The sequence below is a fragment of the Nocardia sp. NPDC051750 genome, assembly GCF_044453135.1.
In the GTDB taxonomy this organism is placed as follows: Bacteria; Actinomycetota; Actinomycetes; order Mycobacteriales; family Mycobacteriaceae; genus Nocardia.
Genome location: NZ_JBITCK010000006.1, coordinates 505415 through 528755 on the forward strand (window position 1 = coordinate 505415; position 23341 = coordinate 528755).

Annotated in this window: 19 protein-coding genes and 1 pseudogene; 10 read left to right on the top strand and 10 right to left on the bottom strand. The window is 66.9% G+C overall.

Annotated features, from left to right (window positions below; genetic code table 11):
* Positions 1-101: 101 nt before the first annotated feature.
* On the bottom strand, positions 102-1394 hold the full coding sequence (locus ACIA75_RS27150; protein ID WP_397109116.1) for a mannitol dehydrogenase family protein: 1293 nt from the start codon (positions 1392-1394) through the stop codon (positions 102-104).
* 32 nt (positions 1395-1426) lie between these two features.
* A complete protein-coding gene (gene uxaC / locus ACIA75_RS27155; RefSeq protein WP_397108802.1) occupies positions 1427-2851 on the bottom strand; it encodes a glucuronate isomerase in 1425 nt (474 codons plus the stop codon).
* Positions 2852-3034: 183 nt separating this feature from the next.
* Between uxaC and ACIA75_RS27160 the strand changes: the two are divergent.
* Positions 3035-3544, top strand: a pseudogene (locus tag ACIA75_RS27160) (lactate racemase domain-containing protein); the annotation flags it as partial.
* A 593-nt stretch (positions 3545-4137) separates the two neighbouring features.
* Here the strand turns inward: ACIA75_RS27160 and ACIA75_RS27165 are convergent.
* On the bottom strand, positions 4138-5223 hold the full coding sequence (locus ACIA75_RS27165; RefSeq protein ID WP_397108804.1) for a LacI family DNA-binding transcriptional regulator: 1086 nt from the start codon (positions 5221-5223) through the stop codon (positions 4138-4140).
* 223 nt (positions 5224-5446) lie between these two features.
* Between ACIA75_RS27165 and ACIA75_RS27170 the strand changes: the two genes are divergently transcribed.
* Positions 5447-6052, top strand: a complete 606-nt coding sequence (locus tag ACIA75_RS27170) for a TetR/AcrR family transcriptional regulator (protein ID WP_397108806.1) — start codon at positions 5447-5449, stop codon at positions 6050-6052.
* Positions 6053-6093: 41 nt separating this feature from the next.
* Here ACIA75_RS27170 and ACIA75_RS27175 read toward each other — a convergent pair whose 3' ends face one another.
* Positions 6094-7092, bottom strand: coding sequence for a LacI family DNA-binding transcriptional regulator (locus tag ACIA75_RS27175; protein ID WP_397108808.1), 999 nt, complete (start codon positions 7090-7092; stop codon positions 6094-6096).
* A gap of 208 nt (positions 7093-7300) precedes the next feature.
* Between ACIA75_RS27175 and larE the strand changes: the two genes are divergently transcribed.
* Together larE and larB are read left to right on the top strand one after the other, a co-directional pair.
* Positions 7301-8164: an ATP-dependent sacrificial sulfur transferase LarE gene (larE, locus tag ACIA75_RS27180; RefSeq protein WP_397108810.1), complete on the top strand. Its 864-nt coding sequence runs from the start codon at positions 7301-7303 to the stop codon at positions 8162-8164.
* Positions 8161-8838: a nickel pincer cofactor biosynthesis protein LarB gene (gene larB / locus ACIA75_RS27185; protein WP_397108813.1), complete on the top strand. Its 678-nt coding sequence runs from the start codon at positions 8161-8163 to the stop codon at positions 8836-8838. Before larE ends, larB begins: the two co-directional genes overlap by 4 nt.
* Before the next feature lie 45 nt (positions 8839-8883).
* Here larB and larC read toward each other — a convergent pair whose 3' ends face one another.
* The 4 genes from larC to uidA form a co-directional block, all read right to left on the bottom strand.
* A complete protein-coding gene (gene larC / locus ACIA75_RS27190) occupies positions 8884-10113 on the bottom strand; it encodes a nickel pincer cofactor biosynthesis protein LarC (RefSeq protein ID WP_397108815.1) in 1230 nt (409 codons plus the stop codon).
* Positions 10110-10634, bottom strand: a complete 525-nt coding sequence (locus ACIA75_RS27195) for a gluconokinase (RefSeq protein WP_397108817.1) — start codon at positions 10632-10634, stop codon at positions 10110-10112. Before ACIA75_RS27195 ends, larC begins: the two co-directional genes overlap by 4 nt.
* Before the next feature lie 100 nt (positions 10635-10734).
* Complete coding sequence (locus ACIA75_RS27200; RefSeq protein WP_397108819.1) at positions 10735-12285, bottom strand: ABC transporter substrate-binding protein; 1551 nt, start codon at positions 12283-12285, stop codon at positions 10735-10737.
* 104 nt (positions 12286-12389) lie between these two features.
* Positions 12390-14195, bottom strand: coding sequence for a beta-glucuronidase (uidA, locus tag ACIA75_RS27205; protein WP_397108821.1), 1806 nt, complete (start codon positions 14193-14195; stop codon positions 12390-12392).
* A gap of 131 nt (positions 14196-14326) precedes the next feature.
* Between uidA and ACIA75_RS27210 the strand changes: the two genes are divergently transcribed.
* Complete coding sequence (locus ACIA75_RS27210; RefSeq protein WP_397108823.1) at positions 14327-14950, top strand: TauD/TfdA dioxygenase family protein; 624 nt, start codon at positions 14327-14329, stop codon at positions 14948-14950.
* Here the strand turns inward: ACIA75_RS27210 and ACIA75_RS27215 are convergent.
* Entirely contained in the window at positions 14897-16090 is a 1194-nt protein-coding gene (locus ACIA75_RS27215) for a wax ester/triacylglycerol synthase family O-acyltransferase (protein ID WP_397108825.1), read from the bottom strand. The two genes, ACIA75_RS27210 and ACIA75_RS27215, sit on opposite strands and share 54 nt — an antisense overlap.
* Positions 16091-16481: 391 nt before the next feature.
* On the opposite strand from ACIA75_RS27215, the gene ACIA75_RS27220 reads away from it, so the two are divergent.
* The 5 genes from ACIA75_RS27220 (at position 16482) to ACIA75_RS27240 (ending at position 22404) form a co-directional block, all read left to right on the top strand.
* Positions 16482-17531 (top strand): ABC transporter substrate-binding protein, encoded by a 1050-nt coding sequence (locus ACIA75_RS27220; RefSeq protein ID WP_397109118.1) that lies wholly within the window; start codon positions 16482-16484, stop codon positions 17529-17531.
* Positions 17532-17602: 71 nt separating this feature from the next.
* Complete coding sequence (locus ACIA75_RS27225) at positions 17603-18598, top strand: FecCD family ABC transporter permease (protein WP_397109120.1); 996 nt, start codon at positions 17603-17605, stop codon at positions 18596-18598.
* Positions 18595-19380: an ABC transporter ATP-binding protein gene (locus tag ACIA75_RS27230; protein ID WP_397108827.1), complete on the top strand. Its 786-nt coding sequence runs from the start codon at positions 18595-18597 to the stop codon at positions 19378-19380. Before ACIA75_RS27225 ends, ACIA75_RS27230 begins: the two co-directional genes overlap by 4 nt.
* Positions 19361-20695: an MFS transporter gene (locus ACIA75_RS27235; protein WP_397108829.1), complete on the top strand. Its 1335-nt coding sequence runs from the start codon at positions 19361-19363 to the stop codon at positions 20693-20695. The genes ACIA75_RS27230 and ACIA75_RS27235 overlap by 20 nt, the downstream gene beginning before the upstream one ends.
* A gap of 86 nt (positions 20696-20781) precedes the next feature.
* Positions 20782-22404 carry a PQQ-binding-like beta-propeller repeat protein gene (locus tag ACIA75_RS27240; RefSeq protein WP_397108831.1) on the top strand — a complete coding sequence of 541 codons (1623 nt, stop codon included), beginning with the start codon at positions 20782-20784 and terminating at the stop codon, positions 22402-22404.
* 31 nt (positions 22405-22435) lie between these two features.
* Here ACIA75_RS27240 and ACIA75_RS27245 read toward each other — a convergent pair whose 3' ends face one another.
* Positions 22436-23311 carry an SAM-dependent methyltransferase gene (locus ACIA75_RS27245; protein WP_397108833.1) on the bottom strand — a complete coding sequence of 292 codons (876 nt, stop codon included), beginning with the start codon at positions 23309-23311 and terminating at the stop codon, positions 22436-22438.
* Positions 23312-23341: the final 30 nt, after the last annotated feature.

Consider the following 23341-nt stretch of genomic DNA (forward strand, 5'->3'; position numbering starts at 1 on the left):
CACCGATCACCTCGTTCGAGGGGTGGACGTGTGGATTTCCTCGTTGCGGAACCCAGGGTTCCACGAGTGCCCGTCCACCACCCGGAACAGTTCCGGCGCGGTCATACTCTGCCGCACAAACGTTCGGCTTCCCGGACGACGGCCGCCATCAGGTCACTATCCGCGCCGAGTGCGGGATCCAGGCGGACCAGGGCGGACCGAACTTCCGGTCGCCCGGGCGCGCGGATATCCGATAGGCCGGCACCGCGCGCCCCGACATGGCATGCCCAGCCCGCCAGCGCCCGGACGGCTCCGGCCGGCAGGCGCCCGGCTGCCCGTTCTCGGCGTAACACCGGCAGGGTCCGCACCGGGAGCTTCTGCGCACCGTCAACGGCGATCTGGGAAAGATGATGCTGTATACGGTGATTCGCGAAACGGCCGATCAGCTCCGTTCGGTACCGATGCAATTCTCCTGCCGGGAGATCGATATGGGGTGTCACCTCCGACCACCACTGTTCGACCCAGGCCCGGCACACCGGATCCGCCACGGCGGCCGCCACGGTTCGATGTCCACGCAGCGGCGCGGTGTACGCGAGTAGCGAATGAGCACCGTTGAGCATCCACAGCTTTCGCTGTTCGTAGGCGGCGATATCCCGCGTGAAGACGGCACCCGCTGTCTCCCAGCGCGGGCGACCGGCCGGGAACTCGCCGCACAACACCCACTCGTGGTACGGCTCGGTCACCACCGGTGCCGCATCGTGGTAACCCGTGACGGATTCGGCCAGTAGCGAATCCTCGCCACCGCCGGCCGGCGTGATTCGGTCCACCACACTGGTGACGAAGGAAACGTTCGACTCTATCCACGTCGCGAGATCGGGAGCCACATATCCGGCGAACTCCAGGACTACCCGTTTCAGAGCCGGCCCGTTTCCGGGCAGATTGTCACACGGCACCACAGCGATCGGGCCGGCCGCCGCGGCGGCCCGCGCCGCCAGCCCTGCCACCAGGCGGGCCACCGCGGTGGCCCCCGGCGCATTCACTTCGGTGCGAAGTGCCGCCAGGTCGGCCCGCACCGACGGGTCGGAGTGATCGAGACCGCCCTCGGCGTTCCGGGTGTAGCCGGCCTCGGTGACGGTCAGCGACACCACGCCCACCATCGGCTCCGCCAGGTAGGTCTGCCAGGCAGAATGGTCGGTCGCCCGGTGGGCCCGGGAGATAGCGGGGACGATCTCGAATTCGTCCGTTCGACCTCGGGTGATCAACGTGTACAGCCCACCTTGGGCATCGAGTCTCGCGGCGACATCCGAACCGCGGCCCGCGAATGCGGCGATTCGCCATTCCGCGGCGTCCGAGGCCCGTGCGGTGTACCAGGCTTGATGGGCGCGGAAGAAATTGCCCAGCCCCAGGTGGATCATTCGCACCGACGCGGCGCGCCCTGGCCGCGGCGTCACAGCTTGAAGACCCGGCGCGGCTGCTCGCGCACGAGCCCCCGGAGTGCGGATATCGCCTCGTCCTCGGACAGCTGATGCCGGGCGACCAACTCGGCCAGCCGGCTCGCATCGAGCCGCCGGGCCATATCGTGCCGAGCCGGCACCGAGCAGAAAGCGCGAGTGTCGTCGACGAACCCGGCGAGTTTGCCGAATCCGGCGGTCTCGGTGACCGCCCGGTGGAAGCGTCCGATCGCGTCCGGAGCATCGAGGAACCACCAGGGCGCACCGGCGAACACAGTGGGATAGAAGCCTGCCAGCGGTGCGATCTCCCGGGAGAACGCCGTTTCATCGGCGGTGAACAGGACGAGATTCAGATTCGGATGGGTACCGAAGTTCTCCAGCAGACTGCGCAGGGCGTCGGTGAATTCCACCCGCAGCGGAATATCGTGTCCGGTGTCCGCGCCGAAGGCCACCGCGGTCGGCTGGTGATGATTTCGGCGGATCGCGGGATGCAGCATCATGGTCAGGCCGTCCTGCGTCGACATCCGGGCCATTTCGAACAGCATATGTCGTCGGAAAGCCGTCGCCGCCGCCTCGGATACGGTGCCCGATCGGGCATCACGGTAGATGCGGCGCGCTTCGGCGGGCGTCAGAGGATCGGCGCGCACGTCTTCGTGACTGTGATCGCTCGCAGTGGCACCGTGGGAAACGAAGTAGCGCCGACGCTCCTCGAGCGCCGTCACGTACCCGACATAGTCACCGGTGTCGACACCGGTGGTGGCGGCGAGCCGGTCGACGTCCCGGTTCCATTGCGGCTGCGCGGGTTCGAGATAGCGGTCGGGCCGGAAGGTCGGTACCACCCGGCCCGGCCACGTCGGATCCGAGCGCAACTGTCTGTGCGCCGACAGGTCGTCACAAGGATCGTCGGTGGTGGCCAGGACATCGATGCCGAACCGTTCGTACAACCGCCGCGGCAGGTATTCCGGTTGCCGCAAGCATTCGGCGATCCGGTCGTAGATCGCATCGGGCCGTCCTCGGCCCGGAAGTTCGGCGATATCGAATATCCCGCTGAGCTCGCTCTCCAGCCAGTAACGGACCGGTGTTCCCCGGAATACCCACCAGTGGTCGCAGACGATCCGCCAGATCGCGCGGGCCTCGGCTTCGTCCAGGATCTCCCGCCCGACCCCGAGTGCGTTCAACGGCACCCGATGCGCGTGCAGCAAACGCGTGACGTAGTGGTCCGGCGTGATCAGCAGGCTCACCGGGTCGGGAAATGGTTCGTTGTCCGCCAGCAGCCGGGCATCCACATGACCGTGCGGCGAAATGATGGGCTCGTCACGCACGGTCGCGTGCAGGCGGCGCGCCAGTGCGCGAACACCGGGATCGGCCGGGAACAAGCGATCCGGATGTGTTCCGCGGGACGTCCGCGAATGAGCAACCATGTCCGCCATGCTGTGCGGAACCGGTGGTGACCGACAACCCCTTGCCCCGAGTTGCCGCAGTACGTTGCCGATTCGCGCGCCGGCGTGCATCGTCCGACCGGACCATGCGAAGAAAGCGAGGGTGTGACCGTGCGTTGCGTATCCCTTACCGGCCACAACGGCGCCGACCTGTCCGAAGACGATGTGCGCGCCTTTCTCGCGGAGCGACTGGACGGGCTGCACCTCGACGGGCGCAGTATCTGCCTCGTGGTTCCCGACGCGACCCGCAGTTGTCCGCTACCGATGCTGCTGTCGATTCTGCACGCCGAATTGTCCGGGCGCGCGAGCCGGATCACCGTTCTCATCGCGCTCGGCACCCACGCGGCGATGGACGAGGACCGGCTGGCCACCTGGCTGGGTTATCCGGCCGGCGGTTGCGCGGACCGCTACCCGGGTCTCTCAGTCCGCAACCACGAATGGTGGGATCCGGCCACTTTCGTCACCGTGGGCCGGATACCGGCCGATCGCATCGGGGAACTGTCCGACGGTTTGCTGCATATCGACGTGGAGGTGCGGATCAACCGGGCAGTAGTGGAACACGATACGACGATTGTTCTGGGACCGGTCTTTCCCCACGAAGTCGTCGGATTCTCCGGCGGGTACAAATACTTCTTCCCGGGGCTGTCCGGCCCGGAGGTGATCGATGTATCGCACTGGCTGGGCGCCCTGATCACGAGCCGGGACATCATCGGGACCACGGGCATCACACCGGTCCGGGCGCTCATTCACGAGGCCGCTGCTCTGGTACCAGGCGAACACCATGCGCTGTGCCTGGTGGTGCAATCCGGCACCGGACGCTTGCGCAGCGCGACGTTCGGCGACCCGATCTCCGCCTGGGCCGCCGCGGCAGCGATATCGGCGGACACTCACGTACGCTACCTCGACGCACCGGTACGTCGCGTACTCTCCCTGATCCCGGCGAAGTACGACGATATGTGGACGGCCGCCAAGGGCTTCTACAAGGTGGAACCGATTGTGGCGGACGGCGGGTCCGTTGTCCTGTACGCCCCGCACATCTCCGTGATCTCACAGATGCATCCGGAGATCGAGGAGATCGGCTACCACACCCGCGACTATTTCGTGAAGCAATGGGACCGTTTCCGGCATCTGCACTGGGGCGTACTCGCACATTCCACCCACCTCCGCGGGGCAGGCACCTACGACGAGCACACCGGCGAACAGTGCCGGGTCACCGTTGCGCTGGCCACCGGCATTCCGGAACACCGTGTGCGAGCAGCGAATCTCGACTACGTCGACCCCACCACGGTGGAACCCGGACTCTGGGAAGCTGACGCCGATACGCTGGTCGTGCGCGAAGCCGGCGAAGTCCTCTTCCGGCTGCGTGGACCGGCCGACCCACGCACGACCAGCTGAGAGGTCAGCGAGACCACCGGAGACGCGGGCAGCGGTTCCGCCTTCATCGCCCGCTCCAGCTCCTGGAACGCGGCGGTACCCATCGCCCGCAGCGGCGTCGCCACCGTCGTGAGCGGCGGGGAGCAGAAATCCGAGCCGAAGACATTGTCGAACCCGATAACGCTCGTCCGGTCGGGTACGCGGATGCCGGCCTGCCCGAAGCCCCGGAGCAATCCGATGGCCAGCAGGTCGTTGTAGGCCAGCACCGCCGACGGCACCCGGCGCGCCATCGCCTCGGCCGCCGCCAGCCCACCCGACACCGTCGGCAGATTCGGTCCGGTGCGGGCCACTCGCAGCCCCAGTTCACCGGATACGTCGAGAATCGCGCGCCAGCGGGCACCGTTGACCCACGATGCCTCGGGCCCCGCCACGTAGGTCACCGATCGATGTCCCATTTCGGACAATTGCCGGAGGGCTGCTTCGACACCGGAGGCGGTGTCCGGCACAACCGATCGAGTCCCGGCGACGACCCTGTTGAGGACTACGGTGGGCCGTTGGGCGGCCACTGCTCGAATCGCCCGGTCGGACAGGCGGGAGCTCGCCAGCACGATCCCGCCGACGGCGGGCAGGAGACGGTCGAGCAGGGTCCGTTCGAGGGATTCCGACTCCTGGGTGTCCGCCAGCATCATCGTGTAGCCGGCCGCACCGGCCGCTGCCTCGACACCGCGGATTATGGCGAAGAACACCGGATTGGTGACATCGGAGACCACCAGCGCGACGGTGGACGACGCCCCGTTCTGCAGCGCACGGGCCAGGGGGTTCACCCGATATCCGAGGTCCGCGGCGACCTGGTGGATTCGTGCGGCGGTCGCTGCGCTCACCCGGCCGGGCCGTGCGAACGCCCGTGACACCGTCGACGGCGCAACCCCCGCAGCGGCGGCGACATCGTAGATCGTGGGTGCGCGCCCGGCTTTCTCCATGATGTGGGTGACGCTAGCCCCGCGGCGACCTCGGTGGCAACCGATTGCCATGTGCGGGCAACTGGCGGCAATCCGTTGCCCGGACGATCGAAGTCCCCGCTGAATGATCGGTACCGATCGTCCATGCAGACTGGATCTGCCGAGATTCCCAGCTCCGGGTGAAGGGCGCACAATGAACGACAACCGCGACAACGAGGTTGGGATCGGGGGTAGCGTCGGCCCGGTGACGACTCGACAACGGCGTGGCCCTTACCGTAAGGGGCTCGAACGGCGGGAACAGATTCTCGAGACCGCACTGAGTGTTTTCGCCGAGTACGGCGACCGTGGTACTTCGCTTCAGGAGATCGCCGACAGGGTGGGAGTAACCCAGCCGGCGCTGCTGCACTATTTCGGGTCGCGCGAGGAGCTGCTGCTCGCGATCCTGCAACGGCGCGACGAACTCGGGATCGCGATCGCCCGCCGGTCCGATGATCCGATCGCCGCCGCCACCGACTCCGTACGGCGCAAGCTCGACGAGCCCGGCATCATCAAGTTGTTCGTCGCGCTCTCGGCGGCAGCTACCGATCCCGGGCATCACGCGCACAGCTACTTCGTCGATCGGTATCGCACCATCGGGGCCTCGGTAACCCGGTCACTAGAGGACGGCAGCCGGGACGGGTGGGTACGCGACGACGTTCCCGTCGAGCACATGGCCCGGCTTCTCCTCGCGGTGATCGACGGTCTACAGCTCCAGTGGCTCATGGATTCGTCGATCGATATGACGGCGATGGTCGACACCTTTGTCGCCATGTGCTCCCGCCGCACAGACCCGGGCGGTGACCGGGCCTGATGGCACAGCCGGCCGCCGGCCGTCTCCAGGCCGGTCCGCGGTCACCCGCACGGTCCGGTGGATTCCCGGACGACGAGTTGCGGCGGTACCGAGACCACCGCTCGCGAATCGGCCGATTCACTGCGGACCAGGTGATGCAGTTCGCGAAACGCCGCCGCGCCCATCGCGCGCAACGGGGCGGCTACGGTGGTCAGCGGCGGCGAACAGAAGTCCGAACCGACGACATTGTCGAAGCCGATCACGCTCATATCGTGCGGTACCCGCATCCCGTGGCCGCGCAGTCCACGCAGCAGGCCGATGGCGATCAGGTCGCTGTAGGCGAGTACGGCGCTCGACGACTGGCGCAGTACCGCTGTCGTCAGATCCCGCCCGCCCGACATCGTCGGTGGACACGGCCCGAGTCGGCTCACCTTCAAGCCGAACTCGGCGGAGAGATCCTGCACCGAACGCCATCGCATACCGTCCACCCAGGACGCCTCCGGTCCGGCGATGTAGGTCACCGACCGATGCCCGAGTCCGGCCAGGTGCCGGAGCGCGCCGCGGACGCCGACGGCGGTGTCGGGCACGATACAGCGCATCCCGGCAACGATCCGATTCAGTACGACGATCGGGCATTGGCTCGCAACCGTGCGCACGGCGCGGTCCGGGAGACGTGAACTGACCAGTACGACCCCGTCGACATCCGGAACGATGCGGTCCAGCAACTTGCGCTCCAGCATCGCGGATTCTTGTGTCTCGGCCAGCAGAACCAGGTAGCCCGCCTCCGCCGCCGCGGCTTCCACACCGCGAATAGTGGCGAAGAAGCCCGGGTTCGTCACGTCGGGAACGACGAGTGCGAGGGTGCCGGTCCGGCCCTTCGCCGGTCCGACCGTCCGCGGGGCGGTCCGGTAGCCCATTCGCTCAGCGACTTCGTGGATATGTGCCGAGGTCGCCGCGCTCACGCGGCCCGGCCGGGAGAAGGCGCGGGACACCGTCGACGGTGCGACACCGGCCTCCTGCGCGATGTCGTAGATGGTCGGTGAGGAGGTCCGCTGTCGCACCGGTTTCGTGGCCGCGGCGCCGCGTGCATACTCAGAGGCACCAAAATTTAGCACTACAAGAATTTAGCGGGCCAGGACTGCGCGGGTGGCCACTTTGCGTGGACTCCGCAACGGGAAAACAAGTCAGGGCAACCGCTTGCCGCCTCTGGGCGGCCCGGGTCTGAATAGGCGAACACACGGAGTTACCGGATGTGAGGGAGAACGGCATATGAGCCAGCGGCACATCGCGGCACCGATCCGGCTTTCCGGCGCACTCGTCAGGGCCGAACGCAGGGTCGCCGCCCGGTTACGGCACTGCGGACGGCTCGGGGTGGCGATCTCGGGGGGCGTCGACTCCGGAGTGCTGCTGGCGCTGGCCGTACGGGAACTGGGCCCGGACCAGGTGGTAGCGATTCTCGGCGTATCCCCGAGCCTCGCACAGTCCGAACGCCGCAGCGCACACGAACTCGCAGCCTTTCTCGGCGTCCGCATCGTCGAATTGACGACAGATGAAGGGGATGCGCCCGCCTACCGCGCCAACGGTCCGGACCGCTGTTACCACTGTAAACATGCACTGTTCCAGGGCATCACGGCCACCGTCCTGGACCAGGAGTGCCTGGAAGCCGTCGCCTACGGCGAGAACGCCGACGATCTCCGCAGACCTGATCGCCCCGGCGCACGGGCGGCCACCGAATTCAATGTCCTGCGTCCGCTGGCCGAGGCAGGCGTGGACAAGATCACCGTCCGCAAGCTGGCACACGCTCTCCAATTGCCGTGTGCGGACAAACCGGCCGCACCGTGCCTGGCGTCGCGGATACCGCACTTCGCCGAAGTCACCCCGGAAAAACTCGCACAGGTCGAACGCGCGGAAGAAGCGCTGCGATGCTTGGGCTTCCGTGACCTCCGGGTGCGACATCACGGCGATATCGCACGTATCGAACTATCGGACGACGAGTTCGAAAAAGCCGCCGTCGAGCCTGCCCGCACCCGGATCCGTGCGGCGATACAGGCGGCGGGATTCCGCTTCGTCACCGTAGACCTCGGGGGCATTCAGTCCGGCGCGTTCACCCTGCCGCTGGTGGAAATCCGGTGACTGCGTCCTGGCCGGCACCACCGATCTTCGCCCGGCTCGACCACGACCGCGCCGACCGTCGCGGATACCCGGAGGCCATCTACTGTCGCGGCAAGACGGTTGCGCAGCTCACCGCCATCGCCGCCGAGGTCCGTGAACACCCGCATACGGCGACATTGTTCACCCGGGCCGAGCCCGAGCAAGCCGAGGCGATCCGGAGCGTACTTCCCGACGCCGTCCACCACACCGACGCTCGTCTGGTCGCCTGGCCACCCGGGCCCCCACAAGCGAGCGGGGGCCGCGTCGTGGTCCTCACCGCCGGCACCTCCGACCTGCCGGTAGCCCTCGAAGCACATCTCACCGCGACCTACCTCGGCCGCGAATCCGAGCTGATCGCCGATGTCGGAGTAGCCGGACTCCACCGAGTACTCGCTCATCTCGAGGTGCTGCGCCGCGCGCGAGCGCTCGTGGTGGTGGCCGGTATGGACGGCGCGCTTCCCAGCGTCGTGGCCGGCCTGGTCACCGCGCCGGTGATCGCCTTACCGACCTCGGTCGGATACGGTGCGGCGTTCGGGGGTATCGCACCGCTGCTGTCGATGCTCAACTCGTGCTCGCCCGGTGTCGGTGTGGTGAATATCGACAACGGTTACGGTGCAGGACATCTCGCTGCCCAGATAGCTGCACCGTTCACCTGACAGGGAAGGAGTCTCCACGCCCTTTCCGGGGGCCCGGACTGCCCTTCATTCGGCCGGACGTATCGGCTTCCCCGCGAAGGGAAGGGGCGCTCCCGTGACCAGCCCGCCGGCAACGGCTACCGCACCGGCTTCATCGAGGACCGCGCGAACCGGCCGGCCCGTTTCCCGGGCTACCGCGAAGGCGTCCTCGAACTCCACCGTCGCCTGGTCGATACAGCCGCGCCTGCCGGCGACCTTTATCCGTACCTGTCCGCCATCCACCGGTACCGGTACCCAGGTCCGGGCCAGCTCGGTTTTCCGGACCTCGCGGTACCGCACGCCGATCGTGCTGGTCTCGGCGAAGAGCACTTCCGAAGCGGCAGTCACAGCCCAGGCCGGAACAAGCGCGGTGACGGTGTGAGCCGGCCTCCCCTTCTTCATCAGAACAGGAACAAGCCAGGCATCGTCGGCTCCGCTGTCCAGCAGCCGCTGCACCACCACCGGCCATACCCGGGGGTCGAGATCATCGATATTCGCTTCGATCAGCACCCGTGTGGTCAGGCTTTCCCCGAAGTCCGCGACGCCGGAGTCGACGACGATCCGGACCACATTGGCGCGGCCGGGAAAATCGCGGGTACCCGCACCGATACCCACAGCATCCGGCCGCATATCGGGGATCGGACCGCATTCGACGGCAAGCGCGGTGACCAGCGCGACCCCGGTCGGCGTCGCCAGTTCTCCGCTTCCACCCGCGTGGATTCGCCATCCCCGTGTCATGGTCAGGACCGCGGGGACGGGCACCGGTATCTGCCCGTGCGCGGCGCCGACCGTTCCGGAGCCGACCGCGATCGGGCTCACGACGACCCGGTCGATACCGAGGTGATACAGGGCGGCGCAGGTTCCGACAATATCGGCGATCGCGTCGAGCGCACCGACCTCGTGGAAATGCACGTCATCCACCGTGGTGCCGTGGATTCCCGCTTCGGCCTCGGCGAGCCGTCGGAAAACTCGGAGCGAGCCGGCTCGGACCGCCTGCGGTAAATCCGCACGTTCCAGCATCTCCCGGATCCGGGACCAATGCCGGTGTGGCGGATCATCGACCAGGACCACCGGGTCGATTTTGCAGGCGCGCATCCCCGCACGCATCACCTCGGTCCGCCGCAATTCGACCGAGCCGGGGACAACGGCATCGATCGCCCGCTGCACCACCTCCAGTGGAGCACCGGCATCGACACAGCCGGCGAGCAACATATCGCCGGCGATTCCGGCCGAGGCATCGATCCATGCCAGGGTCATCGGCCGGCCCGCCGCGCTTCGATATCGGCTCGTGCCCCGCGATAGGCTGCGACCGCTTCGGTGACGACACCGGCGACGGAGTTGCTCACCTGGACGACGCGGCCGAATTCGTCGGATTCCAGCGGCTCGAGGTCCGCGAATTGGGATTCCAGCAGCGAGACGGGCATGAAATGATCCGTGCGCGCCTGTATCCGGGCGGTGAGCAGGGCCATCGATCCGGCCAGGTGCAGGAACCACACGTCGCCGCCGGTACGCAGTACGTCGCGATATCGGCGTCTGAGCGCCGAGCACGAGACGACCCCACCGCGCTCGCCCCGGTCCGCAATCCAGGAGGCGGTCGAACGCAGCCAGGGCGCGCGATCCTCATCGGTCAGCGGGATACCGGCGGCCATCTTCTCGACGTTCACCGGCGGATGAAAGGCGTCCGCGTCCGCGTAGCCGGTACCGAGCCGCTCCGCGAGCCGGACCCCGACCGTCGTTTTACCCGACCCGGACACCCCCATCACGACGATCACCATCATGACGTCCGTTCGAGACTGTCTGCGGCGGAAACCCTCTCGGCTCCCGGCCGAAGGTGGGCAACCGTCCGGACACGAGGTCGGTACTCGATTCGAGGGCCGCTCACTGCGCGAGCCCGAACTGCCGGACGGTCGAGATGATCCGTGTCCCGTCGCCGAGCAGAACCACGCCGTCTTTGGTCACCCAGTGGCGCGGTACCGCGAACAGCGGAGCATCCCACGCCTGTTGCACCATGAATGCACTGATCTGCCGCGCAATTGCCGCGCTCGAGGTCTCGTCGAGCTCCCGGTTGTACCTGTCGATCAATGCGGTGAGTTCCGGACTGCGGCTGTCGAACGGATTTCGCGGACTGTCCACCAGATACCGCCACGCCAACTCCTGCGGAAAGACATTGACCCCCTCGACGGCGACGTACATCGGATACCGTTTCGAGGACAGCACCGCGTTGGTCTGCTGCGGCGGAATCGGCTCCCAGGTCACCTCGATCCCGATCGCGGCCAGCGACTGGGTCACCGTCGGCACGAATGTTTTGGAGTAGTAGATCTCCGGCATGGTGACGGCGAACCCGTTCGGGTATCCGGCCTCCGCCAACAACCGCTTCGCTTCGTCGACATCGAACGAATAGGTCTTCTCGAGAGCCGCGTCGTAGGCGGGACCGTCCGGGTTGAACGGCTGGCTCGTCGCGGTCCCTTGGTCCCGCAACAGCGTCTCGATGATCCGCGAACGATCGAACGCGAGATTGATGGCTCGGCGCACCCGCAGATCGCCGAGCGGTGGCAACATTTCGCCGGCCCGGTCGACCAGTGCCACATAAGCGAGCGAGTTCGCCTCGATCCGGAACTCCGCGAAGCCGGAGGCCTTCAATCTGTCGACATAGGCGCCCTCCACACTGCCGACATTCAGTTCCCCGGACTGGAGGGCGTTGAGCGCCGCGGTGCGGTCCGCGATCACCCGGACCTCGACGGTCGGAAAGGGCAGGGCGGCGGCGTTCCAGTAGTCGTCACGACGCTGGAGAACGTACTTCGAACCGTGCACCGTCTGCTCGGTGTCCAGCGTGTAGGGCCCTGACGCGACCGGGTTCAGCGGGGTGCGCTCGGTGTTCACCGTCGCCGGATCGGCGATCACCCCTGCGCTCGAGGCCAGTGCGGGCAACAACCCCGCGTCCGGCCGGGCGAGTTCCAGCACCACGGTCAGCGGGTCGGGCGCATGGACGGCGGCCACGTTCTTCAGCAGGCCCTGAACCTGGCCGGGCGTCGCCTTGGTGCGGTCCATCGTCGCTTTCACCGCGGTCGCCTCGACAGGAGCCCCGCTGCTGAATCTCATCCCGGGGCGCAGGCGCAGGGTCAAGGTCTGCGCCCCGTCGGTGTATTCCCAGCTCGCAGCGGCGTTGGGCTGCAACTTTCCATAATTGTCAGTCAACAGCAGGGTGTCGTAGACGGCGCTCCAGATAAGGGCCGGCTCGCTCTCGGAGAGGTGGGCCGGATCGAACGAATTGGGGGCGCCCAGAACGGAGATCGCCAGCGTCCCCTCCGGGACCGAACTCGAGCCCATCTGCCCGGCACATCCGGTGGTGAGGGCCGCACCCGTGATCAGAACGGTGGCAAAGGCGAGGATTCGCGCGAACAGCGTTGGTCGTGGCACTGGACCGGACATATGTCGAACTTCCTTCTGCTGTGACGTGCGTCAATTACGCGTTCTCGCCCCACGAACCCACAAGCAGTTGCCGCGGGTTGCATTGCGTAAAGGTGTGCGGGCCGTCAGCTCGGGTCCGCACCGGCGGCATCCGGCTTCCGATTCCGCAGTGTTGACCATCGAGCCCGCAGCGCATGGGCGGCCGCCTTGGGCCGGCGGTCCCGCGTGAACACGCCCTTCTTGTTGCCGTCTACACGGTGTATTCCCGGCCCGGTCGCGAAGTCGGCGAAATTCCATACGTGCTCCCCGACGAATGCCGGGCAGCGGTCGAAGACTCGATGATGCATCTCGAGGTGAGCGACCTGGTACTCCTCCGTCCAGCTGTTGCCGAACAGCGAATGCAACCCGGCCGCGGTGTCGGCCCCGTACTCCCCCATGATGATCGGCTTTCCGTACCTGGCAACCCACCGGCGCAACTCGTCTTCGAGTTTCAGCTCGGCGCTCCGCAGATCACCGTTGTCGATGTACCAGCCGTAGTAACGGTTGATCATCACAACATCGAACAGGTCGGCGATCAGCTCGTTCTCAGGTGTCGCGAACATGTAATTGGCATACGTCACCGGCCGCGACGGATCCAGGCGGCGAGTGAGCGCGACGAGCGGTTCGAAGTACTCGCGCGAACCTTGTTCATTCGTCGCCGGCTCGTTCGCGATCGACCACATGACGACGCTGGGGTGGTTCTTGTCCCGGGCAATCAGTTCCCGGAGGTGCTGCTCATGCGTGGCCCTCGTGGCCCGGCCGTAAGTCTCTTCGGAAAAGGTGGGTTTCGGCGCACCGCCCAGAAGTCCCCCGGTGACGTAAAGGTTGAGGCCCACGGCCGCGGTCTCATCGATGACCACGATGCCGTGCCGGTCCGCGAACTCCAGGACCTCTTCGGCGTACGGGTAGTGCGATGTACGGAACGAGTTGGCGCCGATCCATTTCAGGAGTTCGAAATCGTGTACGAGATATGCGGGATCATGGCCTTTGCCGCGCACCGGCGTATCTTCGTGCTTGCCGAATCCGGTGAAGTAGAACGGTTCTCCGTTGATCAAGAACTGCGTCCCCCGGACCTCGACCGTCCGCACGCCGACCGGCACGGGATACTCGTCCACTACCACACCATCGACGACCGATTCCGCAACGAGTGTGTAGAGGTAGGCCGCGCCGGGCTGCCAGAGCCGCACATCCGTAACACGCAGAGTGCCGGACGTCCCCTGAGAGATGGCTACTTCCCGACCGCTCTCGTCGAGCAGGCTGACGCGAAGCTCGCCCTCGCCCACAGCAGTAATCGAGTAGTCGACGAGCCCGGTGGCACCATCGACATCGGTGACCACCGTGACATCGTCGATATGGGATCCGGGCGTGCTGTAGAGCCAGACCGACCGCGCGAGTCCCGCGTAGTTGTAGAAATCGTGGTGATACTTCTGCCGGCGCCGCCCATCCTCGGTGATCTCGATATGGCCCGGCGGAATAGTGGTCTCGGTCAGTTCTCCGCTGACGCCCACGGTGAGCCGGAACTCCTGGCCAGCGGTAACGAGATCGGTGATATCCGCCTCGAACGGCGTGTAGCCGCCGGAATGCTCCACCACCAGGACATCCCCGACATACACCTTGCCGTGGTGAGTTGCCGCGTCGAACCGCAGGTTGATCCGTTCCCCGGCCCAGCCGCGCGGGACCCGTGCCTCGCGCTGGTACCACACCCAGCCCACATGGTCACGAACCTCGGGATCGAGGAAGAGGTCGTTGTAACTGGCCGGCACCGGAGCCTCGTACGCGGCGTCGAACGGCCGCTTCCACGGTTCGGGCGAGAGACGGGTATCGATGGCGAAGCGCCACATACCGTCCAGGTTCACCAGTTCGCGAGTTGCGGTGACTCGAGGTTTGAGCATCGAGATCCTTTCCGGGGTCTCCCCTATCCGGTGGGAGACATACGCCAGCGAAAACGAGCCCAGAGAAACACGGTCACGAGACGGCCGGCAAGCGGTTGCACGGACTTGCCGCAGCATTCCTCAGCCGCCCTGTGAATCCTTTCGGGCTCCGCGTCGACGAAGTCGAACGACACCGGTGGCCGCCCTTTGTCACAGCGGCCATACGGCGCGGCAATTTCCTCTGGCATATCGACGGCGCCATCCGCCGCACTCCGCAACAAGCGACCCTGCTCACCGCACGTGAGGTCGACGAGGCCGGGGGCGACACCGAATTCGCCGATACCTACCTGGCGTACGACGCACTGCCGGACGAGGAAAAGGCCCGGCTGGACGGGTTGCAGGTGGTCCACAGTTTTGCCGCCGCCCAAGCCCGCGCCAATCCGTCCGCCACCGAGCAGGAGCGGCAGGCATGGGACCGTGTCCCCACCAGAACCCATCCACTGGTGTGGACCCGGCGAAACGGACGCCGGTCATTGCTCGTGGGAGCGACCGCGGGCGAGGTGATCGGGATGGCGCCCGAGGAAAGCCGCACGCTGCTCGATAGTTTGCTCGACTGGTCGACGCGACCGGAGTTCGTCTTGCATCACCGCTGGAGAAGGGGCGATCTGGTCATCTGGGACAACACGGGAATGCTGCATCGCGCGATGCCGTTCGAACCGACCTCACGGCGCCTGATGCACCGCACAACCCTCGCGGGCGAGGAACTGGTGGCCTGACCCGACGGTGCACGAGCCCCCCCGGAAGAGGTGGCCCGGCACATTGGTTGCCAGCGCGGCGACACCACGCTGCGGAAACCGGGCCACGGCGCGCAGAGTCCAGGCCACGGCGGCGAACGGCAGCAGATGCGCCAGCCCCAGAACCGTGTGCTCGGCGCCCGCCGCCCCGCCGGCCTTCTCGTGCCGCATCCGCTTGTGCACGGTGCGCAGGCGCTCCACCGGGTCGGCCCGGTCGACCGGAAGATACGGCAATACCGCCGAAACGCGATTGTCCATAACGTATTTCGCATGCTCGGCCCGCATGGATACCGGCACCAGGATCCGTAATCCGGATGCGGTGGGTTCCTCGCCGCGGCGTAGCAACAGCTCGCGGTACCCGGCGGCGAGTACCGCCAGGACCACATCGTTGACGGTGACGTCGTAGGCGCTGCCGATCTCTCGCACCGACCGCAGCGGTAACCGCACCGCAACGTATCGGCGCTGGTGACCGAGCGGTCCGTTCAGCGACGACTCCGGGGCCGGTCCGACCACGGCAGCGCCGACCGGAACGAGGCTGCGAACCGTGCCGAGCACCAACCCCGGCACCGCCATCGGCAACGTCAGCATTCGAGAAATCCCCGGCCGTCGGCGTTCACGGCGGACGGCGGGCGCATCGGCCGCCGTGGCCGCCGGCCACGGATCGCAGAGCTTCTCGAACACACCGACGCCGGACACCCCGTCGACCAGACTGTGATGGGCCTTCATCAGCAGTGCCCAGCGGTCGCCGGCCAGCCCCTCCGCCACGGTGCAGGACCAGAGCGGACGGTCGCGATCCAGGCGTTCTTCGATTTCCGCGGCCACCAGCTCCCACAGTGTCGTCTCGTCGGCCGGGGAGGGCAGCGCGGTCCACCGAAGGTGGTGCGCGATATCGAACCGGGGGTCGTCCTCCCACACCGGTGCGGTCAGATCCAAGGGTGTCCGGCGCACCCGCTGTCGCAACCGCGGCACCGCGGACAACCGCCGATTCAGCGTTTCGGCCAGCCGGTGCCGCGGCGGCGGCTCGCCGGCCATGATCGCGACGACGGCGATACCCAGGCTGACCCGGGGATCGGCGTCCTCCAGTTCGATGAAGCCCGTATCCAGCGGCTGCAACTCGGTCATCTCCGCCGGTCCTTTCCTGCGGGGAGGTCGAAGCAGGACAGCGGGGCCGTCCTGCGGTCCGACCGGGTGCTACCAGCTGTCCGAGAGCCGATAGCCGTGCGCCTTATCGGCCTGATCGATCCGTTGATCGACGACTCCCCATTGTCTCGCACCCCGCCCCGGGTGGACCAGAGGCGATACTCATCGATACGACACCGGCCACCGATGCCTGACCCGAGGCCTGTGGCCGGTCCGCAACCGACCGACTCCGAGCAGCGACTACACCCCTGCAATTAGGGTAGGTTTACTTATGCTAGCGTTCGCTGGCTTGCTCGGTTCAGGTTGCGGTTTCCGCCTCAAGTGATCGCGCGGAGCACCACCTGTCGCAGAGAAGCAGAAAGCCGTGACGAACGTGAAAATTTCCGTGGGCCGGATCGGTCTCGTGGCCGTCGCCGCCGTGCTGGCGAGCACACTCGTCGCCTGCGGGCAATCCGAGCAGGTCGACGACGTCGGCACCGTATCCGCCGGAGAAGGCAGTACCACCTACCCGGTAGTCCTCGATAACTGTGGTGAGACGATCACCGTCGACGCGGCACCGCAACGGGTCGTATCACTGGATCAGGGTTCGACCGAGATCCTGCTGTCGCTCGGTCTCGGCGACCGCATGGTGGGAACCGCCTCGTGGACCGATCCCATTCGCGAGAACCTGGCCGCAGCGAACGCGTCGGTTCCGCGCCTCGCGGAAAACGCACCGACCTACGAGGTCGTCCTGGGAGCCGATCCCGACTTCGTCACCGCATCGTTCGGCCGGCATTTCGCACAAGGCGGCGTCGCCGAGCGGAACCGTTTCGAAGAGACCGGGATCGGGACGTATCTGTCGCCGACCGACTGCGATAACGGTGTGAGCGTCAACGGTGGCGGGAAGCGCACCACACCACTGACGATGGATTCGCTGTATCAGGAAATCCGTGAGCTCGCCGCCGTCTTCGATGTGAACGACCGAGGCGCGCAACTCATCGACGAACTGCAGAGCCGCGAGACCGCGGCCCTGGCCGGCCTCGAGAAGTCGAAGGTATCGATGGCGTTCTGGTTCGCCGATACCAAGAGCCCGTACGTCGCCGGGGGGCTGGGTTCGGCGAACCTGCTCGCCACCTCGGTCGGTGCCACCAACGCCTTCGCGGAGCTGACCGACGACTGGCCCGCGGTCGGCTGGGAAACCGTTGTCGAACGCAATCCGGATGTCCTCGTCCTCGGCGATCTGCTGCGCAACCGCTTTCCCGGGGACCTGCTGGCCGACAAGATCGCCTTCCTCGAATCCGATCCCGTCACGCGCAACCTCGACGCCGTGCGAAACAAGCGCTACATCGCCCTGCACGGCGCCGAGATGAACCCGTCCATCCGGGCCGTCGACGGACTCGAGAAGATCGTCGCCGGGCTTCGTGACGGGCAGGTGCCCAACTGACCGCCACCCGCGACCGCGCCGGCACCGTCGTCCCCGAACGGGCTCGGCGGCGACAATGGGTCGCCGGGTCGCTGATCGCAGTCGGCGGGGTCGTCGCGCTCACTCTGTCGGTCCTCGTCGCCGTCACCCTGGGCCCGGCGGACATCTCACTGGTGAACGTCCGTGACGTCCTGCTCAATCACCTGGGTCTCACCGATATTCCGGTGCGGGCGGCGAAGAACGCGATCGTCTGGGAGGAGCGGCTCCCGCGCGCGCTGGTGGCTGCCGCGTGCGGTGCGGGGCTCGGAATCTGCGGCGTGATCATGCAGTCGCTACTGCGCAACCCGCTGGCGGACCCGTTCGTCCTGGGCATCTCGTCCGGCGCGTCGACAGGTGCCGTCATCGTCGGTGTTCTCGGCGTGGGCAGCGCCGCGCTCGGTTTGTCCGGCGGTGCGTTCATCGGAGCGCTGATCGCGTTCGGGCTGGTGCTGCTGCTCGCCCGCCTCTCCGGCGGCAGCAACGACCGAGTCATTCTCGCCGGTGTCGCCAGTACGCAGCTGTTCTCGGCGCTGACCTCGTTCGTCATCTTCGCGTTCGCGGACTCCGACGAGACCCGCGGTGTGATGTTCTGGCTCCTCGGCTCGCTCGAAGGCGTCCGCTGGGACGACGTCCGGCTGTGCGCGGTGGTGGTATTCGCCGGGACGGCGGTGTGCCTGTACTACGCGCATGTCCTGGATGCCTTCTCATTCGGCGACGAGGTCGCGGCATCGCTCGGCATCTCCGTCGCGAAGTTCCGGCTCATGCTCTTGGTGTGCACGGCGGTCATGACCGCGACCCTGGTCAGCGTGGCCGGAGCGATCGGGTTCGTCGGGCTCGTGCTCCCGCACGCGGCGCGTTTCCTGCTGGGGCCCCGGCACAGCCGGCTGGTTCCCGCGACGGCACTACTCGGGGCAGTCTTCATGGTGTGGGTGGATGCCGTGTCCCGCGTCGCCTTCGCGCCCACTCCCCTGCCGGTGGGTGTGGGCACCGCACTAGTCGGCGTGCCCGCGTTCATCGTCATTCTGTCGCGGAGGAGGAGAGTCCGGTGACCCTGCACGCGGATACCGTCAGCTGGAACCGCGGCGGTGCGCTCGTTGTCGACGGAGTCACGGTGACTCCGGCACCGGGCGAGACCGTGGGCCTGCTCGGTCCGAACGGGTCAGGGAAATCCTCGCTGCTGCATCTGCTCAACGGTGTCGTACGCCCGACCGCGGGTGTTGTCACCCTCGACGGCGACGACCTGTCCACCATGCGGCGCAAAGAGATTGCGCGCGCGGTGGCCGTCGTGGCCCAGCACGCCGACACCGACCTCGACATCACGGTCGGTGACGTCGTACGCCTCGGGCGCATCCCGCACCGGACAACATTCGGCGGGAACCCCACCACCGACGACGCCGCGGTGGCGGCCGCGCTCGAGCACACCGGCCTCACCGCGAAAGCGAGCCGGCTCTGGCACCGGCTTTCCGGTGGGGAGAAGCAGCGTGTCCAGATCGCCCGCGCCCTCGCTCAGGAGCCGCGCGAGCTCCTCCTGGACGAGCCGACCAATCACTTGGACATCCATCATCAACTGGAGTTGCTTGCGCTGGTCACCCGGCTGCCCGTCACCAGTGTGATAGCCCTGCACGACCTCAACCTCGCGGCCATGTTCTGCGACACCGTCGTCGTTTTGAAAGAGGGCCGGGTCGTGGCCGGCGGGAAACCCGCGGAGGTCCTGACCCCCGAACTGATCGCCCAGGTGTACAACGTCCGCGCCGAGGTTCTTGTCGACCAGTCGAAGGGACGGCTGTCGATCCTGTTCGAACCGGGTCCTGTTGCCGTCGCCGCGCGGTAACGGCCGGCCGGCCTCGCCACCGCCCGGCGCGGCGGCACGTACTCCCCGTGCGCTCGGCCGCCGATGGTCGCTGCTGACCGGCCTCACGGCGGCGACCCCGACCGTCCGGCTGCTCGTCCTCACGCAACTCGCGTTCAATATCGGCTTTTTCATGGTGTTGCCGTACCTGTCGGTGCACCTGACGGAGGATCTCGGCCTGCGGGCGGCGTTCGTCGGCGTGGTACTCGGGCTCCGCACGTTCGCCCAGCAGGGCCTGTTCTTCATCGGAGGCTCGCTCGCGGATCGGTGGGGTGTGAAACCCGTGGTCGTCGCCGGTTGTGTGTGCCGGATCCTCGGATTCGCCGGGTTGGCCTTCGCCGGGTCGGTGCCCGGAATCGTGGTGGCGACCGTCCTGACCGGATTCGCCGGCGCGCTGTTCTCCCCGGCAGTCGAGTCCGCCCTCGCCACCGCCGCCGGAGACGCCGAGGACGGCGGCCAGTCCAGAAAGGACGTTTTCGCGCTCTTCGCCGCGTACGGTCAGATCGGCACGTTCATCGGCCCGCTGCTCGGATCGCTCCTGCTGGTGGCCGGTTTCTCCGCCGCCTGCCTGGTTGCGGCCGGCGTCTTCGCCGTAATCCTGGTCGTCCATCTGCGGCGACTCCCCACGCAGCCCGGCGCCCACGCTGCCGAAAGATGGCTCGACGGCTGGCGGGAAGTGGCCGGGAACAGAACCTTTCTGCTGTTCGCGGTGGCGATGAGCGCTCAGTTGGTGGCGTACAACCAGCTGTACCTGCTGTTACCGCTGGAGCTCGACCGCACCTGGGGGTCGCAGGCGCCGCTGGGCTGGTACTTCGCCCTGGCGTCGATATTCGTCGTCATCGCCCAGCTACCCATCACGCGGCGGGTGCGCACCGCCGCGGCCCTGCCCGGGGGTCTCATCGTGACGGCCGCCGCATTCGTCGTGATGGCGCTCCTGGCGCCGCGGCAACTCCACGGCGTCGCCGCACTCATCCCGCCCGCCGTGTTCACTCTCCTCCTGACACTGGGACAGATGACTACCATGCCCCTAGCCCGAGACCTGGTGCCACGCATGGCCGCTGAACGCCGTCTCGGGTCCTACTATGGGCTTTTCGCCTCGATCGGTGGACTCGCCGTCCTGGTCGGCTCGGTGCTCACCGGAGTCTTGATCGACATGTTGCCGGCCACCGGCTGGGGGCTCGCCGTGCCGTGGTGCGCCGTCGCCCTGGTACTACTTGCGAGCTCTCTGGTGTTGAAGCTCCGACTGCGGTCCCATGATTCGGCGCCCCCCGACCTACCGCGCGGCGCCGCCGGATAACATTTTCGACAATTCGCCTCCGGACCGAGAATCCCCGGCGTCAGGAGTGGGACGATTCCATCACCATAAACGGAAAGATTCTGGCGATGATCTTCGCGGCTCGGGCATTCGGACTTCGGAAGAAATCGTTCCTGCGCTCTGTGATCCTCGTGGCCGTCGCTTTCTTGCTGTTGCCGATGTCCGGCGTAGGGAACGCCGCTCCCGCTGCCGGCGCCGACGGTGACTGGCCGATGTGGCAGTTCGACCTCGCCGGTTCCCGGCACAATCCCCACGAGACCGCCCTCACGCCGGCCACAGTGCCCTCGTTGCAGTTGAAGTGGGCGTTCGCGTTTCCCGACTCGATCGCCGCTTCCAGCCAGCCGGCGGTCGTCGACGGAACCGTCTATGTCGGTGGTCGCAACGGGACGTTTTATGCGCTGGACGCGTACACGGGTGCGACCCGGTGGTCGTTCCGGGCCGAGACGCCCCTCGGCGGAAACCTCCCGACGTACGGGCTGCGCAACGGGCCCGCGGTCGTCGACGGAACGGTCTACTTCGGCGACAACTCGGCCAGAATGTGGGCCCTCGACGCGAAGACCGGTGCCCAGCGCTGGGTTCGGCAACTGGACAACCATCGTTACGCGATCATCACCGGTTCGCCCCTCGTGTTCGAGGGTCACGTCTATGTCGGTGTGTCCAGTCAAGAGCTGGGTGCCGCCACCAGCGACCTGTACCCGTGTTGCACCTTCCGGGGAAGTGTTGTGGCGCTGAACGCCGCGACCGGCGAGGTGCAATGGCGGCACCACACGATCCCGGCACCGGAGCCGACGCCCAGTGGATCACCGCCGTTTGCCCCCAGCGGTGCGCCGGTGTGGTCCTCACCCACGATCGATCCCGAGTCGCGCACGCTGTACTACACCGCCGGCAACGCCTACACCGGCTATCCCGAGGGTGCGGAAGCGATCGGCGCACTGGACATCGACAGCGGAACCGCCCGGTGGGCCCGGCGGATGACTCCCGGGGAAGCCCCCTGGAACGGCCGCTGCACCTACCCGCCGCCGGGCGGCAACTGCCCCGAACCGGGCCACGATTTCGACTTCGGTTCGCAGCCGAACATTTTCGAGATAGGTGACCGGTCGGTCGTCGGCGCGGGCCAGAAGAGCGGTGTCTACCATCTACTCGACGCCGTCACCGGCGAGATCATCTGGCAGACCAGATTGAACACGCCGGTACCGGTGCTGCCTATCCCGGGCTCGGAATCGCTGCAAGGCATTCAATGGGGCGCCGGCTATGACGGCCACCGCCTATATGTCGCCACGTATCAGGGAACGCCGGGCACACTGTTCGCGTTGCACCCGGCGACCGGCGAGGTCATCTGGAGCACCCCGAACCCCGCCCACGGTTGCCTGTTCGATCCACCGCCGCTACCGATGCTTCCGCTGTGCCAGCTCGCCATGCCGAACGCTGTCTCGTCGACACCGGGCCTGGTCTACGAGGGCAGTCTGGACGGAAAGATGCGCGTCTTCTCCGCCGAGACCGGTGCCATTCTCTGGGAATACAACACGGCACGGCACTTCCACACCGTGAACGGGGTGCCGGGCGCCGGCGGCGGTATCAACGGGCACGGCGCCGTCGTCGCGAACGGAATGCTGTTCACCAATTCCGGTTACGGCCGGCAGATCACCACCGGTATGCCGGGCAATGTCCTGCTGGCCTTCGGTCTTCCCTGACCTGCTCGGTTCGAGCGAGCAACCACCGGGCTCACCGCCGCGACGGCAGCACCCGCACGATCCCCGGCCGCGATTTCCGGCCGAGCCCACCGAGCATGAGCTGCGCTTCGGGTGCCCGGGTCCCGATCGGCGGTCCCGGCGGCCACCAGTCGTCGAGCTCGGTCAATCCCGGCTCGACGAGTTCGAGCGACCCGAACAGAGCACGAATCTCTTCCGCGCTCCGGAACCGTCCCGATCCCAAACCCGCCTCCAGATGCGCACCTTCGAGCCGGCGGGCCAGCGCGTGCAGCTCAGGGCGTGCGGGACCGGGATCGTAGTAGTGGCTGATCGCCACATACGACCCGGCGGGCAACAGGTCGATATAGCGGGAGACAATCGCGGCCGGGCACTGCTCGTCGGAGATGTGGTGCAGCACCGCGCCGAAAAGGACCCCGACCGGTTCCCGCAGATCGAGATAACGCCCGGCCGTCTCCAGCGTCGTCGCGACATCGGTGAGATCGGACGGCAGGCACCAGGTGTTCTCGTTGCGTTCCAACATCGCCCGCCCATAGGCCGTACACAACGGGTCGTTGTCGACATACACGACCCGCACCTCCCGGCGCCCGCATTCCTGCGCGACGACGTGGAGCGGGTCGCGAGTGGGCAGCCCGGCACCGAGATCGAGAAACTGGCCGATCCCGTTGCGCTCCGCCAACATCCGGACAGCGCGGACCAGCCATCGCCGATTCATGACATGAACATCGCCTTGCCGCGGCGCAATTCGCCTGATTCGCTCGAACGCCCGGCGATCCACCTCGTAGCAGTCCTTGCCGCCCAGGCTGTAGTCGTAGACACGGGCAACGCTGGGCCGGGCGAAGTCCCTTCCCACAGAGTGGGTCCCGATCGGTGCGGCGCCACTGGCCACCATCACGTCTCCTCACAAACCGGGCGGTCGCCC

Coding starts and splice junctions, on each gene's coding strand:
- ACIA75_RS27150 (WP_397109116.1), bottom strand. CDS start 1,394: ATGATCCACCTGGGGCTGGGCAATTTCTTCCGCGCCCATCAAGCCTGG.
- uxaC (WP_397108802.1), bottom strand. CDS start 2,851: ATGGTTGCTCATTCGCGGACGTCCCGCGGAACACATCCGGATCGCTTG.
- ACIA75_RS27165 (WP_397108804.1), bottom strand. CDS start 5,223: ATGGAGAAAGCCGGGCGCGCACCCACGATCTACGATGTCGCCGCCGCT.
- larE (WP_397108810.1), top strand. CDS start 7,301: ATGAGCCAGCGGCACATCGCGGCACCGATCCGGCTTTCCGGCGCACTC.
- larC (WP_397108815.1), bottom strand. CDS start 10,113: ATGACCCTGGCATGGATCGATGCCTCGGCCGGAATCGCCGGCGATATG.
- ACIA75_RS27195 (WP_397108817.1), bottom strand. CDS start 10,634: ATGATGGTGATCGTCGTGATGGGGGTGTCCGGGTCGGGTAAAACGACG.
- ACIA75_RS27200 (WP_397108819.1), bottom strand. CDS start 12,285: ATGTCCGGTCCAGTGCCACGACCAACGCTGTTCGCGCGAATCCTCGCC.
- uidA (WP_397108821.1), bottom strand. CDS start 14,195: ATGCTCAAACCTCGAGTCACCGCAACTCGCGAACTGGTGAACCTGGAC.
- ACIA75_RS27215 (WP_397108825.1), bottom strand. CDS start 16,090: ATGACCGAGTTGCAGCCGCTGGATACGGGCTTCATCGAACTGGAGGAC.
- ACIA75_RS27240 (WP_397108831.1), top strand. CDS start 20,782: ATGATCTTCGCGGCTCGGGCATTCGGACTTCGGAAGAAATCGTTCCTG.
- ACIA75_RS27245 (WP_397108833.1), bottom strand. CDS start 23,311: ATGGTGGCCAGTGGCGCCGCACCGATCGGGACCCACTCTGTGGGAAGG.